A 14,011-nucleotide genomic window follows, 5' to 3' on the forward strand; every position below is an offset into this window, starting at 1 on the left:
CCTCTGTTGTCGACTAGTCTCTAAGCACTGTGTGATCGGTCTTGTGACCTTGTCTTATTTCAGCCCGCCGGGGACGGGTTTTTCGTCGACCTTTCAAACAGAACCCTGGAGCCTGCCCACTGCATAAAAGAGGTGCCCCATGAGTCTGCTGCTTGAACCCTATACCCTGCGCCAACTGACCTTGCTCAACCGCATCGCCGTTTCGCCGATGTGCCAGTATTCCAGCGTCGATGGCCTGGCCAATGACTGGCACCTGGTGCACCTCGGCAGCCGTGCCGTCGGTGGCGCCGGGCTGATCTTTACCGAAGCCACCGCCGTGACTGCCGATGGCCGCATCACCGCCCAGGACCTGGGCCTGTGGAACGACGAACAGATCGAACCCCTGCAACGCATCACGCGCTTCATCAACGCCCAAGGCGCGGTGGCGGGCATTCAACTGGCCCACGCCGGGCGCAAGGCCAGCACGCACCGGCCATGGATCGGCAAGCATGGCAGCGTCAAGCCGGAAGACGGCGGTTGGGTGCCGGTGGGGCCTTCGCCGATTGCCTTCGATCCGCAGCACACTTCACCCAAGCAACTGGACGAAGGGCAGATCCAACAAGTGATCGCCGACTTTGTCGCTGCCGCCAAACGTGCGTTGACCGCCGGTTTCAAAGTGGCGGAAATCCATGCGGCCCATGGCTACCTGCTGCATCAGTTTCTTTCGCCCCTGAGCAATCAACGTCAGGACCAGTACGGCGGCTCGTTCGAAAACCGCATTCGCCTGGTGCTGCAAGTGACCACGGCGGTGCGTGAAGCCTGGCCTCAAGAGTTGCCGCTGTTTGTGCGGGTCTCGGCCACCGACTGGGTCGAAGACGGCTGGAACCCGGATGAAACCGTCGAACTGGCGCGCCGCCTGAAAGACCTGGGCGTCGACCTGATCGACGTCTCCTCCGGCGGCACCGCGGCCAATGCGGAAATTCCTACCGGGCCCGGTTACCAGACCCGCTTCGCCGAGCGCGTGCGCAAAGAGTCGGGAATTGCCACCGGCACCGTGGGCATGATTACCGAGCCGGCCCAGGCTGAGCACATCCTGCGTACTTGCCAGGCCGATATCATCTTCCTCGCCCGTGAGCTGCTGCGTGACCCGTACTGGCCGTTGCATGCCGACGACGACCTCGGTGGGCGCAAAGCGACGTGGCCGGCGCAGTATCAGCGGGCCACACATCGCGACCAGCCGATTCATGAGTCCGATTTGCGGGATTGATCTGCACAGCAATCGTGGTAAACATGAAAGCCCGCCGTTGGACCGGCGGGTTTTTTATTGGCTTCAATACCGGAGAAACTCATGTTGCACCTGATCTGCGGCAAAATCGCATCCGGCAAATCGACCTTGACCCAGCAGTTGTCGCAGGCTCCCCAGACGGTATTGATCAGCGAGGATGAGTGGCTGTCACGCCTTTATCCCGGACAGATCCAGGCCCTGGGCGACTACGTGCGCTGCACCGGCCACCTGCGCGATGCGTTGACGGCCCATGTCATCTCGCTGCTCAAGGCTGGCGTCTCGGTGGTGCTGGATTTCCCGGCCAATACCCAGGCCAGCCGTCGCTGGATGCGGTCTTTGTTCGAGGGCGCGGGCGCCGATCACCAATTGCATTACCTGGACGTGCCGGACGAGGTCTGCAAGGCACGCCTGCGTGCACGTAATGCTGCTGGTACCCACGCGTTTGAAACCAGTGATGCCCAGTTCGATTTGATCACCGGCTATTTCGAAGCGCCAACGCCTGGGGAAGCCTTCAACCTTGTTCACCATCACCCCTCGGACGCACAGCATGTTGATCAAGCGTGACCTCGCCGAAAAAGACCTGCCGTTGCTGGCACTGATTGACCGCACCGAACGGGTCGATGAGTGCTATCGCGTGGAACACGGTGAGTTGCGGCTATACCCCGAGCACCACGACATGCAAGGCTGGCCTGAGGGCGAAGCCGAGCAGGATGCCGTGGCCCTGCACGCGTGCCTGAAGCGCGGCGGCTGGCTGCACGGGGTGTTCGACGGTCAAACGCTGCTGGCCGCCGTGGTGGTGGACAACCGGGTTATCTACCACCAGGGCCTGCACATGCGCCAGCTCAAGTTCTTGCATGTGAGCCATGGTGCCCGCGGCCTGGGCCTGGGTGGCCAGCTGTTTGCCCTGGCCTGTGAGCACGCCCGCACGGCGGGGGCCGAGGCGCTCTACGTATCGGCCACCGAGTCGCGTAACACGGTGGAGTTCTATCTCCGGCACGGCTGCCACCTGCTCAAGCAGCCGGATCCCGAGCTGTATCAACAGGAACCGGACGACATCCACCTCTACCGGCCACTTGTGGGATAACGCTGTAGGTGACTGCCCTATAAGCATTTTTTTAAGTGATTACTCTAAAAAAATCACACGGCCGGCAAGATAGTTTCTACGCTTACAGTAAGTCTGGTTTCTGGCCCAGGAAGTCGGCTTGATGAGCCTCGCGGGTCGAACTGCGGGATGAGGTTATGGGCAACCAGGAGCAGTTGATTGATACGAGGAGACAGTCCATGGCCAAGTCTTATGGTGTTGCGGGTGTTGTGTCGTCCTTTCTGGCCCGACGCATGGCGTTGCGTGGCCGGCGGTTGAGTTCGGACGAGGCGGAATTGCTGGAACAGTACCGCGCCCTGACCGAGAGTGATCAGGTGGCGATGCGGTACTTGATCGGGGCGATGAAGAGTATTTCGCGGTTCTGAAAGCGCCGAAGGGATGTTCCCACGCAAGCGTGGGAACATTCGGTATCAGGTGTACTTGCGCTTGTCTGGCGCGGGTGGGAAGTACTGGTACAGCCAGGTTTCGCTCAAGGTGCGGTCCTGGGTGCGGATGAACAGCCGCAGTTCAACCGGCTCGACACTGTCGCTGGTCGGGTACCAGTCAAACAGGATTCGATAGCCCTTGATGGCATCCAGGACCAACACGCTGAAGTCTTTGACCTCACCATGGGAGCACGTCACCACCGGTTCGATCCCGGTGCCTTCAGGCAGGCGATCCAGCCCGCCGCCGTTGAAGTCCACCGCAAAGCGCCGCGCCCAGACTTCGGGGTAATGCTCCCCCGGTGCCCAACCTTCGGTAAAGCCGCCCATGCCCGAACGGGTGGCGTTGACCTGCGCCAGTGGGGTGCTGACCGGCGGCAGGGCGCTCCAGTACAGCTTGTAGCCGTAGTTCAGGGATTCACCGGCTGCCACGGGTTTCTTCGGGGTCCAGAAGGCCACGATGTTGTCCAGGGTCTCGCCGGTTGTAGGAATTTCCAGCAGGTCGATAGAGCCTTCGCCCCACGCAGTTGTAGGTTCTACCCACAGGCTTGGGCGCTTGCTGTACCAGTCCACGGTGTCCTGGTAGCTGGCGAACTCATGGTCGGTCTGCACCAGGCCGAAGCCTTTCGGGTCTTTGTCGGCAAACGCGTTGAATTGCAGGGTGGCCGGGTTGTTCAGCGGGCGGCAGATCCACTCGCCATTGCCGCGCCACATGGCCAGGCGATCCGAATCGTGGATCTGCGGGTGGATGGTGTCGCACATCCGCCGCTCAACCGTGCCGCAGCTGAACATGCTGGTCATCGGCGCGATACCCAGTTGCTCGATGGCGGTGCGTGCGTTGATGTGGGCGTCGATGCCCATCACCACTTGGTTGGCCTGGCAGTCGATATCGAAGCGGTAGGCACCGGTGGCGCTTGGCGAATCCAGCAGGGCGTAGACCACGAAGCGGGTGCTGTCCTTGTCCGGGGTTTCGAACCAGAACTTGGTGAAGTCGGGGAATTCCTCGCGCTTCTTCGCGTAGGTATCGATGGCCAGGCCGCGTGCGGAAAGGCCGTACTGGCCGGTGGAATCCACCGCGCGGAAGTAGCTGGCGCCGAGGAAGGACAGCACGTCATGGCGGTCCAGTTCCGGGGCCTTGAACAGCTTGAAGCCGGAGAAACCCAGGTCGCCGGTCAGCTGCTTGGTGTCTACCGTGGTTTTTTCATAGTTGAACAGCGAAGGGCGGAAGTGCACCTCGCGGGCCTGGCGGGTTTTCGGGTCGACGCTGTACATGCGCACCGGCGTCTTGAAACCCATGCCGACGTGGAAGAACTGCACGTCCAGCTGGCCGTTCAATTCTTTCCACAGCGAATGCTTGCCGTCGTAGCCGATGGCATTGAAGTTCTGTGGGGTCATGGTCGCCAGGGTCGGCGGCAATACCTGCTTGGTGTCCTGATAGCGATTGCCGGCCAACTGCTTGGCCTGGATCTTCAGCGCCTCGAAATCAAAGGCCTGGGCCTCGCCATCAGCGGCGCGATTGCCCGCCCAGGCTTGGGCGGCCAGCAAGCCACTGGCCGATAGACCGGTGTAAGCCGCAATGGCCATGGACGCTTTGAGCAAATTCCTGCGGTGCATAAATACAACCTGTCGTGAACAATCCCGCGCCGTTCCTGGCACGTGCTGGATCAAGGAAAACGGTTCGGACATGCCTTCGGCCAAACGCAACGGACATTAAACAGATGCCAAATAGCTTAAGCGGTTCGGTGCGGAAGGAAAAATGATTGATGGCGGGTTGATGGCGTTGCATGTGAAACAAGACGTTTCTGTGGGAGCCGTGTGGTGAGGGAGCTTGCTCCCGTTGGGTCGCGAAGCGACCCCGGCTCAGGCGATAGAAATCTCTCAGGAATATCTCGATCGCCTGGTTTGGGGCTGCTGCGCAGCCCAGCGGGAGCAAGCTCCCTCTCCACGACAACCTCTTTCTTCAGGAAAGCCGGGATTAGCCCACTTCTCCAACCGCCCGATACGCCTCATCAATCGCCGCATGGGCATACGCACTCCACGCCGCATCCGAGTTGGCGATGCTCACATGCCCCAGCGGTTTACGCGCCAGGTCCTTCAGTTTTTCGCTTTCATCGGCATCGTCAAACAAGCTGTTGGAGAAGGTCGCATAGCCGTGTGACCAACGGTTGACAGTGATCGCCAGAATGTCGGTCTGGTGGTTGAAACCGCCCGGGCCGAGCATGCGCTGCAGTTGATCCCGCAGTTGCGCTTCCAGTTGTTCAAATGTCTGCCCATACAACTTGCCCCGGCCGGCGCGGGCCTGGTCGCGGCCGTTCATGCCGCTGTTGGGGCTGGTGGGCACGTAGACCATGTGCAAACCAATCGGCTGCGTCGGGTCGCGTGGGTGCTCGTAGCCGCCCATGCTCACCGGGTAGTCGAGCTTGATCCGGCTGTAAGGCTGGGTCGCCGCATAAATCTCATGCACCCCCAGCTTCTGGAACGACGTCCAGTTGCGCACCACCACTTTGGTGTAGACCAGCGGGTACTTCACGTTCTGGCTCAGGGCCTGGGCTTGTTCCGCCGGCAGGTCCCGCAGCAGGTACGGGATCATCATGTTGTAGCAGGCCAGGATGCAGCGTTTGCCGCGGACCTGTGCGAGTTGGCCGCCACGGCTGTAGCCGATATGCACGCCGTCGCCGACGTTACGCACACTGACCGCCGTGCTGTTGAGGCGCACCCGTACCGGCGTCTTGGGCTGATCGAGCTTGGCGTAGTCAAACGGCGCCAGCACGATGTCATCCATGGTGTGCCCGGGCGCCACGGCCGGAATCAGGCTGCGCACCAGCAACCGAGCGAGGGACGCGTTGCCGTCGGGGAAGTGGTAGATGTAAGGCTCTTCCATTTCTGCGGCGGCTTCTTCGCTGATAGGCGCGAGGTTCATGCCGCCAAAGCCCGGGAAACCCACGCTGTAGGCATCCGCCGATGCAACGGCATCAATACTCAAGGCCATGAAGTCGTTGGTGCGGCTCTGGAAGTACTTCACCGCGCCTTCCGACAAGCCCACGTCCTTGAGCAGGAAGTCGCGGTAGCTGGTGGCCGCCAGATACCCGGCTTTTTCTTCGGCGGACTTGCCCGGCAGGTAATCCTTGGGCGCGACGTGCAGGGCGATCAATGCCTGGCGGTCCGCTTCCGGTAGCGGGAAATCATTGATGAAGTCGCTGATGGAGCGGGCGTGCAATTGGTCCGGGGCGATGTCGTCGGCCACCATTGGCGTCGGGTCGCCGGTCACCAGTTTGTCTTCGCCAAAGTTTTCCTTGTCGAAGAACACCCCGCGGGATAAACCCAGCCCCGGGTAGAACTGGCGGTCAAAGGCCGTCTCGAAGCGCTTGATGTTCACCCCGAGTTTCTTCAACAGCCCGTTTACTTCCTTGCGGTAAAGATGATTGGGCGATTGGAACGCTTCGCTGCCGCCGTAGCCGATGATCAGCCGGCCACCGGCCTGGAACTCATTGCGCTTGGCATGCCCGCCGAAGTCGTCGTGGTTCTCCAGGATCAGGATCTTCGCCTTCGGGTGCTTCTCACGGTAGAACCATGCTGCTGACAAACCGCTCAAGCCACCGCCGACCACCACCAGGTCGTAGTCTTCGGTGATCGGCAATTTATTGGTGTCGAAGGCCTTCTTTTCCCAGCCCATCTGGTGGGCAATTTCGAATGAGCCGGCATGACTGCCACGCAAGCCGGTGAGGGCGGGCGGGTAGTAGCGACCATCGGGAGCGGCCTGGAGGATTTGCAGCGGGGTCATACCGGCGGCAATCGTGATGGCGACGCCGTTGAGGAAGTCGCGGCGGGTGATGTCCATGGGAACCTACGAATTATTTATTGTTATTAGGAGACCCCCTGTGGGAGCGGGCCGTTGTGGCGAGGGAGCTCGCTTCGACAGGGGGAAAGGGTCAGTGCTTGAACATCACATGGCGAACGGTGGTGTAGTCCTCCAGGCCGTACATGGACATGTCTTTACCGTAGCCGGACAGTTTCTGACCGCCATGAGGCATTTCGCTGACCAGCATGAAGTGGGTGTTGACCCAGGTGCAGCCGTACTGCAAGCGCGCAGCCAGGCGGTGGGCGCGGCCGACATCGGCGGTCCAGACCGACGACGCCAGGCCGTAGTCCGAATCATTGGCCCAGGCCAATACCTGGGCCTCGTCGTTGAACTTGGTCACCGACACCACCGGCCCGAACACTTCGCGGCGCACGATCTCGTCGTCCTGCTGCGCGTCGGCCAGCACGGTGGGCTCAAAGAAGAACCCGTTGCCTTCCACCGCCTTGCCACCGGTGATCAGGCGGATATGGGATTGCGCCACGGCACGCTCCACAAACCCGGCCACCCGGTCGCGATGCTGCGCGGTGATCAGCGGGCCCAGTTCGGTGTCCGGATCATCCTGCAAACCGTATTTGATACTGGCCACTGCCGCGCCGAGCTTCTCGACAAACGCATCGTAGATATCGGCCTGTGCATAAATCCGACACGCAGCGGTGCAATCCTGGCCGGCGTTGTAGAAACCGAAGGTACGGATGCCTTCCACGGCCGCGTCGATATCGGCGTCGTTGAAGATGATCACCGGCGCCTTGCCGCCCAGCTCCATGTGCATGCGTTTGACGCTGTCGGCGGTGCTGGAAATGATATTGGCGCCGGTGGCTATCGAACCGGTCAGCGACACCATGCGCACTTTCGGATGATTCACCAGCGGGCTGCCGACGGTTGGCCCACGACCAAACACCAGGTTGAGCACACCGGCCGGGAAAATGTCAGCGGCCAGTTGCACCAGGCGCAATGCGGTGAGTGGGGTTTGTTCCGACGGCTTGAGCACCACGGTATTACCGGCGGCCAGCGCCGGGGCGATTTTCCAGGCGACCATCATCAGCGGGTAGTTCCACGGCGCGATGGAGGCAATGACGCCCACCGGGTCGCGGCGGATCATCGAGGTGTGGCCCGGCAGGTATTCGCCGCCGGCCGAACCGCTCATGCAGCGGCTGGCACCGGCGAAGAAGCGGAACACATCGGCCACCGCCGGGATCTCGTCATTCAGCGCAGCGCTGTAGGGTTTGCCGCAGTTGTCGGACTCAAGCTTGGCCAGTTCTGCGCCGTGGGCTTCGATAGCGTCGGCGAGTTTCAACAGCAGCAGCGAGCGATCCTTCGGTGGCGTTTGCGACCAGCCTTCAAAGGCGCTGTCGGCGGCGCGCACGGCGGCGTCGACCTGGGCCTCGCTGGCTTCCTTGATCTCCACCAGCACCCGGCCCAACGCCGGGTTGAATACCGGCTGCGCCGGGCCTTCACCTTCGACCAGATGGCCGTTGATCAGCAGTTTGGTTTGCATGGTTCAGTCCTCTTAAAGCTGCATCGTTTCCCCTGCCGAAACCGGTTCAAGTGTGGGAGCGGGCTTGCTCGCGAATGCGGTCTTTCAGTTGATACATCACGTGACTGATACACCGCTTTCGCGAGCAAGCCCGCTCCCACATTTGAATCTCATTCCGTCAGTGGCAATGTGTTGTCAGTTATTTACCGCCACTACCGGCCACGCTTTCGCCGCCGCGGGTCAGGTAATAGGCACCGAGAATCGGGAACATCGTCACGATCATCACCAGCATCGCCACCACGTTGGTCACCGGCACATCCCGTGGTCGGCTCAACTGGTTGAGCAGCCACAGCGGCAAGGTGCGTTCGTGGCCGGCGGTGAAGGTGGTGACGATGATTTCGTCGAACGACAGCGCAAACGCCAGCATGCCGCCGGCCAGCAACGCCGAGCCGAGGTTGGGCATGATGATGTAGCGGAAGGTCTGCCAGCCGTCGGCACCGAGGTCCATCGAGGCTTCGATCAGGCTGTGGGAAGTGCGGCGCAAACGGGCGATCACGTTGTTGTAGACGATCACCACGCAGAAGGTCGCGTGGCCGACGATGATGGTGAACATCCCCGGTTCAATCCCCAGGGTCTTGAAGGTCGCGAGCAACGCGATACCGGTGATGATCCCTGGCAGCGCAATCGGCAGGATCAGCATCAGCGAGATGCCTTGCTTGCCGAAGAACTCCCGGCGATACAGCGCCGCCGAGGCCAGGGTGCCGAGCACCATCGCAATCAGCGTGGCGATGGCCGCGATTTGCAGCGACAGCTTGATCGCTTCCAATACGTCCGGCCGCGAGAAGGCCACGCTGAACCACTTCAGGGTGAAGCCCTGGGGCGGAAAGCTGAACGCGGCTTCTTCGGTGTTGAAGGCGTAGAGGAAGATGATCAGGATCGGGAAATGCAGGAAAACCAACCCACCCCAGGCCGCGATTTTTAGACTCCACGAAGCTTTTTCAGAGTGCATCGAAGGCCCCCAGACGTTTGACGATGGACAGGTAAACCGCGATCAGCACGATCGGCACCAAGGTGAATGCAGCGGCCATGGGCATGTTGCCGATAGCGCCTTGTTGGGCGTACACCATGCCGCCGACGAAGTAACCCGGCGGGCCCACCAGCTGCGGCACGATGAAGTCCCCCAGGGTCAGCGAGAACGTAAAGATCGAACCCGCCGCAATCCCCGGCACCGACAGCGGCAGAATCACCTGCATGAAGGTCTGGCGCGGCTTGGCGCCGAGGTCTGCCGAGGCCTGCAGCAACGATGGCGGCAAACGCTCCAGCGAGGCCTGGATCGGCAGAATCATGAACGGCAGCCAGATGTACACAAACACCATGAACCGCCCCAGGTGCGAGGTGCTCAAGGTGCTGCCGCCCACGCCGGGAATGCCCATGATGAATTGCAGCGCCGGCTCCAGGCCCAGGTGCTGCACGAACCACTGCGCCACGCCGCCCTTGGCCAGCAGCAGGGTCCAGGCGTAGGCCTTGACGATGTAGCTGGCCCACATCGGCATCATCACCGCGATGTAGAAAAACGCCTTGGTCTTGCCGGTGGTGTAGCGCGCCATGTAGTAGGCGATCGGGAACGCGACGATGGCACTGGCGATGGACACCACGACCGCCATGCTCAAGGTGCGCACGATGATGTCGAAGTTCGACGGCTGGAACAGCGCGGCGAAGTTGGCCAGGGTCAGGTCCGGCGTGACCGCCATGGTGAAGTCATCGAACGTGTAGAAGCCTTGCCACAGCAAGGTCAGCAGCGAACCCAGATAGATCGCACCGAACCAGATCAACGGCGGCACCAGCAGCAACGACAGGTACAGGTTGGGCTTCTTGTACAGCAGGTTGGAAAACCTGCGCATCGGGGGGTGGGACAGGGCCAGGCTCATGTCACACCTCGCCTGCGATATCGGTCAACGGGGTCATGGCTTCCCGCGCCCAGCGCGCGGTGATGGACTGGCCGACCTGATGCCCGGCGGTGGTGTCCAGCCATTGATTGTTGGCCTGGCTGATGTTCAGGGCCTGGCCGTTTTCCAGTTTCAGTTCATAGCGGGTGGCGCTGCCCTGGTACTGGATGTCATGCAGCAGGCCGCTGACTTCCACCTCGCCGCTGCCCAGCGGGCCTTCGGCAAAACGCACGTGTTCCGGGCGGATCGAGAACGGCTGCGGGTTACCGCTCAAGCGTTGCGCCAGCTCGCCACGAATCACGTTGGAGGTGCCGACGAACTCTGCGACGAAGGTGGTGGCGGGCTTCATGTACAGGTTGCGCGGGGTGTCGACCTGTTCGATGCGGCCCTTGTTGAACACCGCCACACGGTCGGACATCGACAGTGCTTCGGTCTGATCGTGGGTGACGAAAATGAACGTGATGCCGAGTTGGCGTTGCAGCTTCTTCAGCTCGCTTTGCATCTGTTCGCGCAGCTTCAGGTCGAGAGCGCCGAGGGGCTCATCCAGCAGCAATACGCGCGGACGATTGACCAGTGCGCGGGCCAATGCCACCCGTTGACGCTGGCCACCGGAGAGTTGCACCGGCTTGCGGTCGCCGTAGCCGCCGAGGGCGACCATGCCGAGGGCTTCTTCGGCGCGGTTGAGGCGTTCGGTCTTGCCCACGCCTTTGACCTTGAGGCCGTAGGCTACGTTGTCCCGCACGTTCATGTGGGGGAACAGCGCGTAATCCTGGAACACGGTGTTCACGTCGCGCTGGTAGGGCGGCAAACCGGCAGCTTCTTCGCCGTGAATACGGATGGAGCCGGCACTCGGTTGCTCGAACCCGGCGATCAGGCGCAGGCACGTGGTTTTGCCCGAGCCTGAAGGGCCGAGCATGGAAAAGAACTCGCCGTCCTGGATATCGATGGAAACCCGGTCAACGGCTTTCACTTCGCCGAACTGACGGGAAACGTGGGTGAATTGGACTGCAAGCGTCATGGTGCGGTGCTCCAAAAAGGCGCGTCTTGTAAAAATTAAATCGGAGGTAGAGGTGATCGTTCCCACGCTCTGCGTGGGAACGCCTCCTGTGACGCTCTGCGTCACGACGTTAAAAGCGGACGCGGAGCGTCCAGACTGCGTTCCCACGCGGAGCGTGGGAACGATCAACTAGGGCGGGCTAGCGGCCGCCCATGATCGCGATGTAATCCTGGGTCCAGCGGCTGTACGGCACGAACTTGCCGCCTTCAGCCTGCGGGGTTTTCCAGAAGGCGATCTTCTCGAACTGGTCGAAACCGTTGGTCTTGCAACCCTCGGCACCCAGCAGTTCGCTTTCCTTGCACGCGGCGGGCACCGCCGGCAACGAACCGAACCACGAGGCCACGTCACCCTGGACCTTCGGCTGCAGCGACCAGTCCATCCACTTGTAGGCGCAGTTCGGGTGCTTGGCTTCGGCGTGCAACATGGTGGTGTCCGCCCAGCCGGTAGCGCCTTCCTTCGGAATGGTCGAGGCAATCGGCTGTTTCTCGTTGACCAGGCCGTTGACCTGATACGGCCATGCGCTGGAGGCCACCACGCCTTCGTTCTTGAAGTCACTCATTTGCACGGTGGTGTCATGCCAGTAGCGGTGGATCAACGGTTGCTGGGCGCGCAACAGGTCGAGCACGGCCTTGTACTGGGTTTCGGTCAGCTCGTACGGGCTCTGGATGCCCAGTTCCGGCTTGGTGGCCTTGAGGTACAGCGCCGCATCGGCGATGTAGATCGGGCCGTCATAGGCCTGCACACGGCCTTTGTTTGGCTTGCCGTCCGGCAGGTTCTGCGCCTCAAACACCACATTCCAACTGGCGGGCGCGGTCTTGAACACGTTGGTGTTGTACATCAACACGTTCGGGCCCCACTGGTACGGCGTGCCGTACGTTTGCTGGCCGACCACGTACCACGGCGCATCTTTCAGGCGCGGGTCGATGTTCTTCCAGTTGGGAATCAGCGAGGTGTTGATCGGCTGTACGCGCTTGCCGACGATCAGCCGCAGCGAGGCATCGCCGGATGCGGTGACCAGGTCGTAGCCGCCCTTGGCCATCAAGCTCACCATCTCGTCAGAGGTGGCGGCGGTCTTGACGTTGACCTTGCAGCCGGTCTCTTTCTCGAAACCGGTGACCCAGTCGTAGTTCTTGTCGCTTTCGCCACGTTCGATATAGCCGGGCCAGGCGACGATATCCAACTGGCCTTCGCCGGCGCCGACCGCCTTGAGCGGTTCGGCGGCCTGGATACTGACACTGGCCAGCAGCGCGGTGGTCAGGGCACTGAGCAGTGCGGTCTTGTGCGCAGACATGGGGGTTCCCTCTTCTTTAATTATGGTCGGGGCAGTTTTTGCAGCAGGTGGTGCGTGAGCGTAGTTGTTGTTTTAAAGATGCTGGCCGTGGCGCGCCATGATGTGCCGCACCACGCTGTAGTCCTGTAGCGAATCACTGGACAGATCTTTCCCATACCCCGAACGCTTCAAGCCGCCGTGGGGCATTTCGCTGACCAGCATGAAATGACTGTTGATCCAGGTGCAGCCGTATTGCAGGCGCGATGCCACCTGCATGGCCTTGTCCAGGTTCTGGGTCCAGACGGAGGAAGCCAGGCCGTATTCCGAGTCGTTGGCCCAGTCCACGGCCTGCTCCAGTTCGTCGAAGCGGGTCACGGTGACCACCGGCCCGAACACTTCGCGCTGCACGATTTCATCATTCTGTTTACAACCGGCCAGCAAGGTTGGCTGGTAGAAGAACCCCGCGCCGGAATGCACGGCGGCGCCGGTAATGCGTTCGATATGCGGCTGGCCGAGGGCGCGTTCGACAAAGCTGGCCACACGGTCGCGCTGGCGCGTGCTGATCAGTGGGCCGAGTTCGTTATCGGCATCGCGCTTGCCGGCGAACCGCAAGCTGCTGACGGCGGCGCCGAGGTCGGCCACCAACTTGTCGTGAATGCCCGCCTGGGCGTAGATGCGGCACGCGGCGGTGCAGTCCTGGCCGGCGTTGTAATACCCGTAGGCGCGCACGCCTTCGACCACGGCTTGCAGGTCGGCGTCGTTGCACACGATCACCGGAGCCTTGCCGCCCAGTTCCAGGTGGGTGCGCTTGAGGGTCTTGGAGGCGGCCTGGAGGATTTTTTGCCCGGTGACGATATCGCCGGTCAACGACACCATGCGCACCTTCGGGTGGCTGACCAAATGGCTGCCGACCCCTTCGCCGCCGCCGCACAGAATGTTGATCACCCCGCGCGGCAACAGCTGGCTCAGTACGGGCGCCAGGGCCAGGATCGACAGCGGCGTATGTTCCGAGGGCTTGAACACCAGGGTATTGCCGGCGGCCAGGGCCGGAGCGATTTTCCAGGCGGCCATCATCAGCGGGTAATTCCAGGGCGCGATCGAGGCGACCACGCCAATCGGATCACGGCGCACCATGCTGGTGTAGCCCGGCAGGTATTCACCGCTGAGCTGCCCAGTCTGGCAACGCACGGCACCGGCGAAGAAGCGGAACACATCGACAGTGGCGCTCAAATCGTCCTGGCGTGCCAGGTGCAACGGCTTGCCGCAGTTCAGGGATTCCAGGCGGGCGAGATAGTCGGCCTGTTTTTCGATGGCATCGGCGATGCCCAGGAGAATGTTCGAGCGTTGCTGGGGCGTGGTTCGCGACCAACCGGCAAAGGCGCGGTGGGCGGCGAGAATCGCGGCTTCAACCTGTTCGGTGCTGGCCTCGGCGATATGAGTGAGGATTTCACCGGTGGCCGGGTTGATGATCGGCTCGACAAAACCTTCGCCTGCGACCAGTTCGCCGTCGATCAGCAACGCAGTGAGCAGCGGTGTGGGCGCGCCAGACATTTTTCGCGATCTCTTTTCTTGTGTGGTCATGGCTGTTCTCTTACGAGGCGCCTGACCTTCTCTTAT

General features: G+C 61.6%; 12 protein-coding genes. 4 read left to right on the top strand and 8 right to left on the bottom strand.

Annotation, left to right across the window (positions count from 1 at the left end):
• Positions 1-139 precede the first annotated feature (139 nt).
• From JFU58_RS15655 to JFU58_RS15670, 4 genes are all read left to right on the top strand, one after another.
• Positions 140-1,246, top strand: a complete 1,107-nt coding sequence (locus JFU58_RS15655; RefSeq protein WP_003209564.1) for an NADH:flavin oxidoreductase/NADH oxidase — start codon at positions 140-142, stop codon at positions 1,244-1,246.
• Between the two features lie 81 nt (positions 1,247-1,327).
• Entirely contained in the window at positions 1,328-1,828 is a 501-nt protein-coding gene (locus JFU58_RS15660) for an AAA family ATPase (protein WP_063032958.1), read from the top strand.
• Positions 1,812-2,348: a GNAT family N-acetyltransferase gene (locus JFU58_RS15665; protein ID WP_201141101.1), complete on the top strand. Its 537-nt coding sequence runs from the start codon at positions 1,812-1,814 to the stop codon at positions 2,346-2,348. Before JFU58_RS15660 ends, JFU58_RS15665 begins: the two co-directional genes overlap by 17 nt.
• Positions 2,349-2,545: 197 nt before the next feature.
• Positions 2,546-2,731, top strand: coding sequence for a hypothetical protein (locus JFU58_RS15670; RefSeq protein ID WP_063034055.1), 186 nt, complete (start codon positions 2,546-2,548; stop codon positions 2,729-2,731).
• 45 nt (positions 2,732-2,776) lie between these two features.
• Here JFU58_RS15670 and JFU58_RS15675 read toward each other — a convergent pair whose 3' ends face one another.
• The 8 genes from JFU58_RS15675 to JFU58_RS15710 all read right to left on the bottom strand — a co-directional run bounded on the left by JFU58_RS15675 (position 2,777) and on the right by JFU58_RS15710 (position 13,945).
• Positions 2,777-4,402, bottom strand: a complete 1,626-nt coding sequence (locus tag JFU58_RS15675; protein WP_093201250.1) for a glucan biosynthesis protein D — start codon at positions 4,400-4,402, stop codon at positions 2,777-2,779.
• A gap of 361 nt (positions 4,403-4,763) precedes the next feature.
• Positions 4,764-6,626, bottom strand: a complete 1,863-nt coding sequence (locus JFU58_RS15680) for an NAD(P)-binding protein (protein WP_201141102.1) — start codon at positions 6,624-6,626, stop codon at positions 4,764-4,766.
• 91 nt (positions 6,627-6,717) lie between these two features.
• On the bottom strand, positions 6,718-8,142 hold the full coding sequence (locus JFU58_RS15685) for a gamma-aminobutyraldehyde dehydrogenase (protein ID WP_177070756.1): 1,425 nt from the start codon (positions 8,140-8,142) through the stop codon (positions 6,718-6,720).
• A 178-nt stretch (positions 8,143-8,320) separates the two neighbouring features.
• The gene (locus tag JFU58_RS15690) at positions 8,321-9,130 is read right to left on the bottom strand and encodes an ABC transporter permease (protein WP_063032954.1); all 810 of its coding nucleotides are present in this window, start codon (positions 9,128-9,130) and stop codon (positions 8,321-8,323) included.
• The gene (locus tag JFU58_RS15695) at positions 9,120-10,049 is read right to left on the bottom strand and encodes an ABC transporter permease (RefSeq protein ID WP_063032953.1); all 930 of its coding nucleotides are present in this window, start codon (positions 10,047-10,049) and stop codon (positions 9,120-9,122) included. Before JFU58_RS15695 ends, JFU58_RS15690 begins: the two co-directional genes overlap by 11 nt.
• 1 nt (position 10,050) lies before the next feature.
• The gene (locus JFU58_RS15700) at positions 10,051-11,085 is read right to left on the bottom strand and encodes an ABC transporter ATP-binding protein (protein ID WP_003209551.1); all 1,035 of its coding nucleotides are present in this window, start codon (positions 11,083-11,085) and stop codon (positions 10,051-10,053) included.
• 178 nt (positions 11,086-11,263) lie between these two features.
• Positions 11,264-12,415, bottom strand: a complete 1,152-nt coding sequence (gene ydcS / locus JFU58_RS15705; RefSeq protein ID WP_201141103.1) for a putative ABC transporter substrate-binding protein YdcS — start codon at positions 12,413-12,415, stop codon at positions 11,264-11,266.
• 72 nt (positions 12,416-12,487) lie between these two features.
• Positions 12,488-13,945 carry a gamma-aminobutyraldehyde dehydrogenase gene (locus JFU58_RS15710; RefSeq protein ID WP_172834529.1) on the bottom strand — a complete coding sequence of 486 codons (1,458 nt, stop codon included), beginning with the start codon at positions 13,943-13,945 and terminating at the stop codon, positions 12,488-12,490.
• Positions 13,946-14,011: the final 66 nt, after the last annotated feature.

The sequence above is a fragment of the Pseudomonas sp. TH34 genome, from assembly GCF_016650865.1.
In the GTDB taxonomy this organism is placed as follows: Bacteria; Pseudomonadota; Gammaproteobacteria; order Pseudomonadales; family Pseudomonadaceae; genus Aquipseudomonas; species Aquipseudomonas yamanorum.

Excerpts from the sequence above, each read along its gene's own strand:
- JFU58_RS15680 (WP_201141102.1), bottom strand. The coding sequence starts at position 6,626 with ATGGACATCACCCGCCGCGACTTCCTCAACGGCGTCGCCATCACGATT.
- JFU58_RS15695 (WP_063032953.1), bottom strand. The coding sequence starts at position 10,049 with ATGAGCCTGGCCCTGTCCCACCCCCCGATGCGCAGGTTTTCCAACCTG.
- JFU58_RS15675 (WP_093201250.1), bottom strand. The coding sequence starts at position 4,402 with ATGCACCGCAGGAATTTGCTCAAAGCGTCCATGGCCATTGCGGCTTAC.
- JFU58_RS15670 (WP_063034055.1), top strand. The coding sequence starts at position 2,546 with ATGGCCAAGTCTTATGGTGTTGCGGGTGTTGTGTCGTCCTTTCTGGCC.
- JFU58_RS15665 (WP_201141101.1), top strand. The coding sequence starts at position 1,812 with ATGTTGATCAAGCGTGACCTCGCCGAAAAAGACCTGCCGTTGCTGGCA.
- JFU58_RS15655 (WP_003209564.1), top strand. The coding sequence starts at position 140 with ATGAGTCTGCTGCTTGAACCCTATACCCTGCGCCAACTGACCTTGCTC.
- JFU58_RS15700 (WP_003209551.1), bottom strand. The coding sequence starts at position 11,085 with ATGACGCTTGCAGTCCAATTCACCCACGTTTCCCGTCAGTTCGGCGAA.
- JFU58_RS15660 (WP_063032958.1), top strand. The coding sequence starts at position 1,328 with ATGTTGCACCTGATCTGCGGCAAAATCGCATCCGGCAAATCGACCTTG.
- JFU58_RS15685 (WP_177070756.1), bottom strand. The coding sequence starts at position 8,142 with ATGCAAACCAAACTGCTGATCAACGGCCATCTGGTCGAAGGTGAAGGC.
- JFU58_RS15710 (WP_172834529.1), bottom strand. The coding sequence starts at position 13,945 with ATGTCTGGCGCGCCCACACCGCTGCTCACTGCGTTGCTGATCGACGGC.
- ydcS (WP_201141103.1), bottom strand. The coding sequence starts at position 12,415 with ATGTCTGCGCACAAGACCGCACTGCTCAGTGCCCTGACCACCGCGCTG.
- JFU58_RS15690 (WP_063032954.1), bottom strand. The coding sequence starts at position 9,130 with ATGCACTCTGAAAAAGCTTCGTGGAGTCTAAAAATCGCGGCCTGGGGT.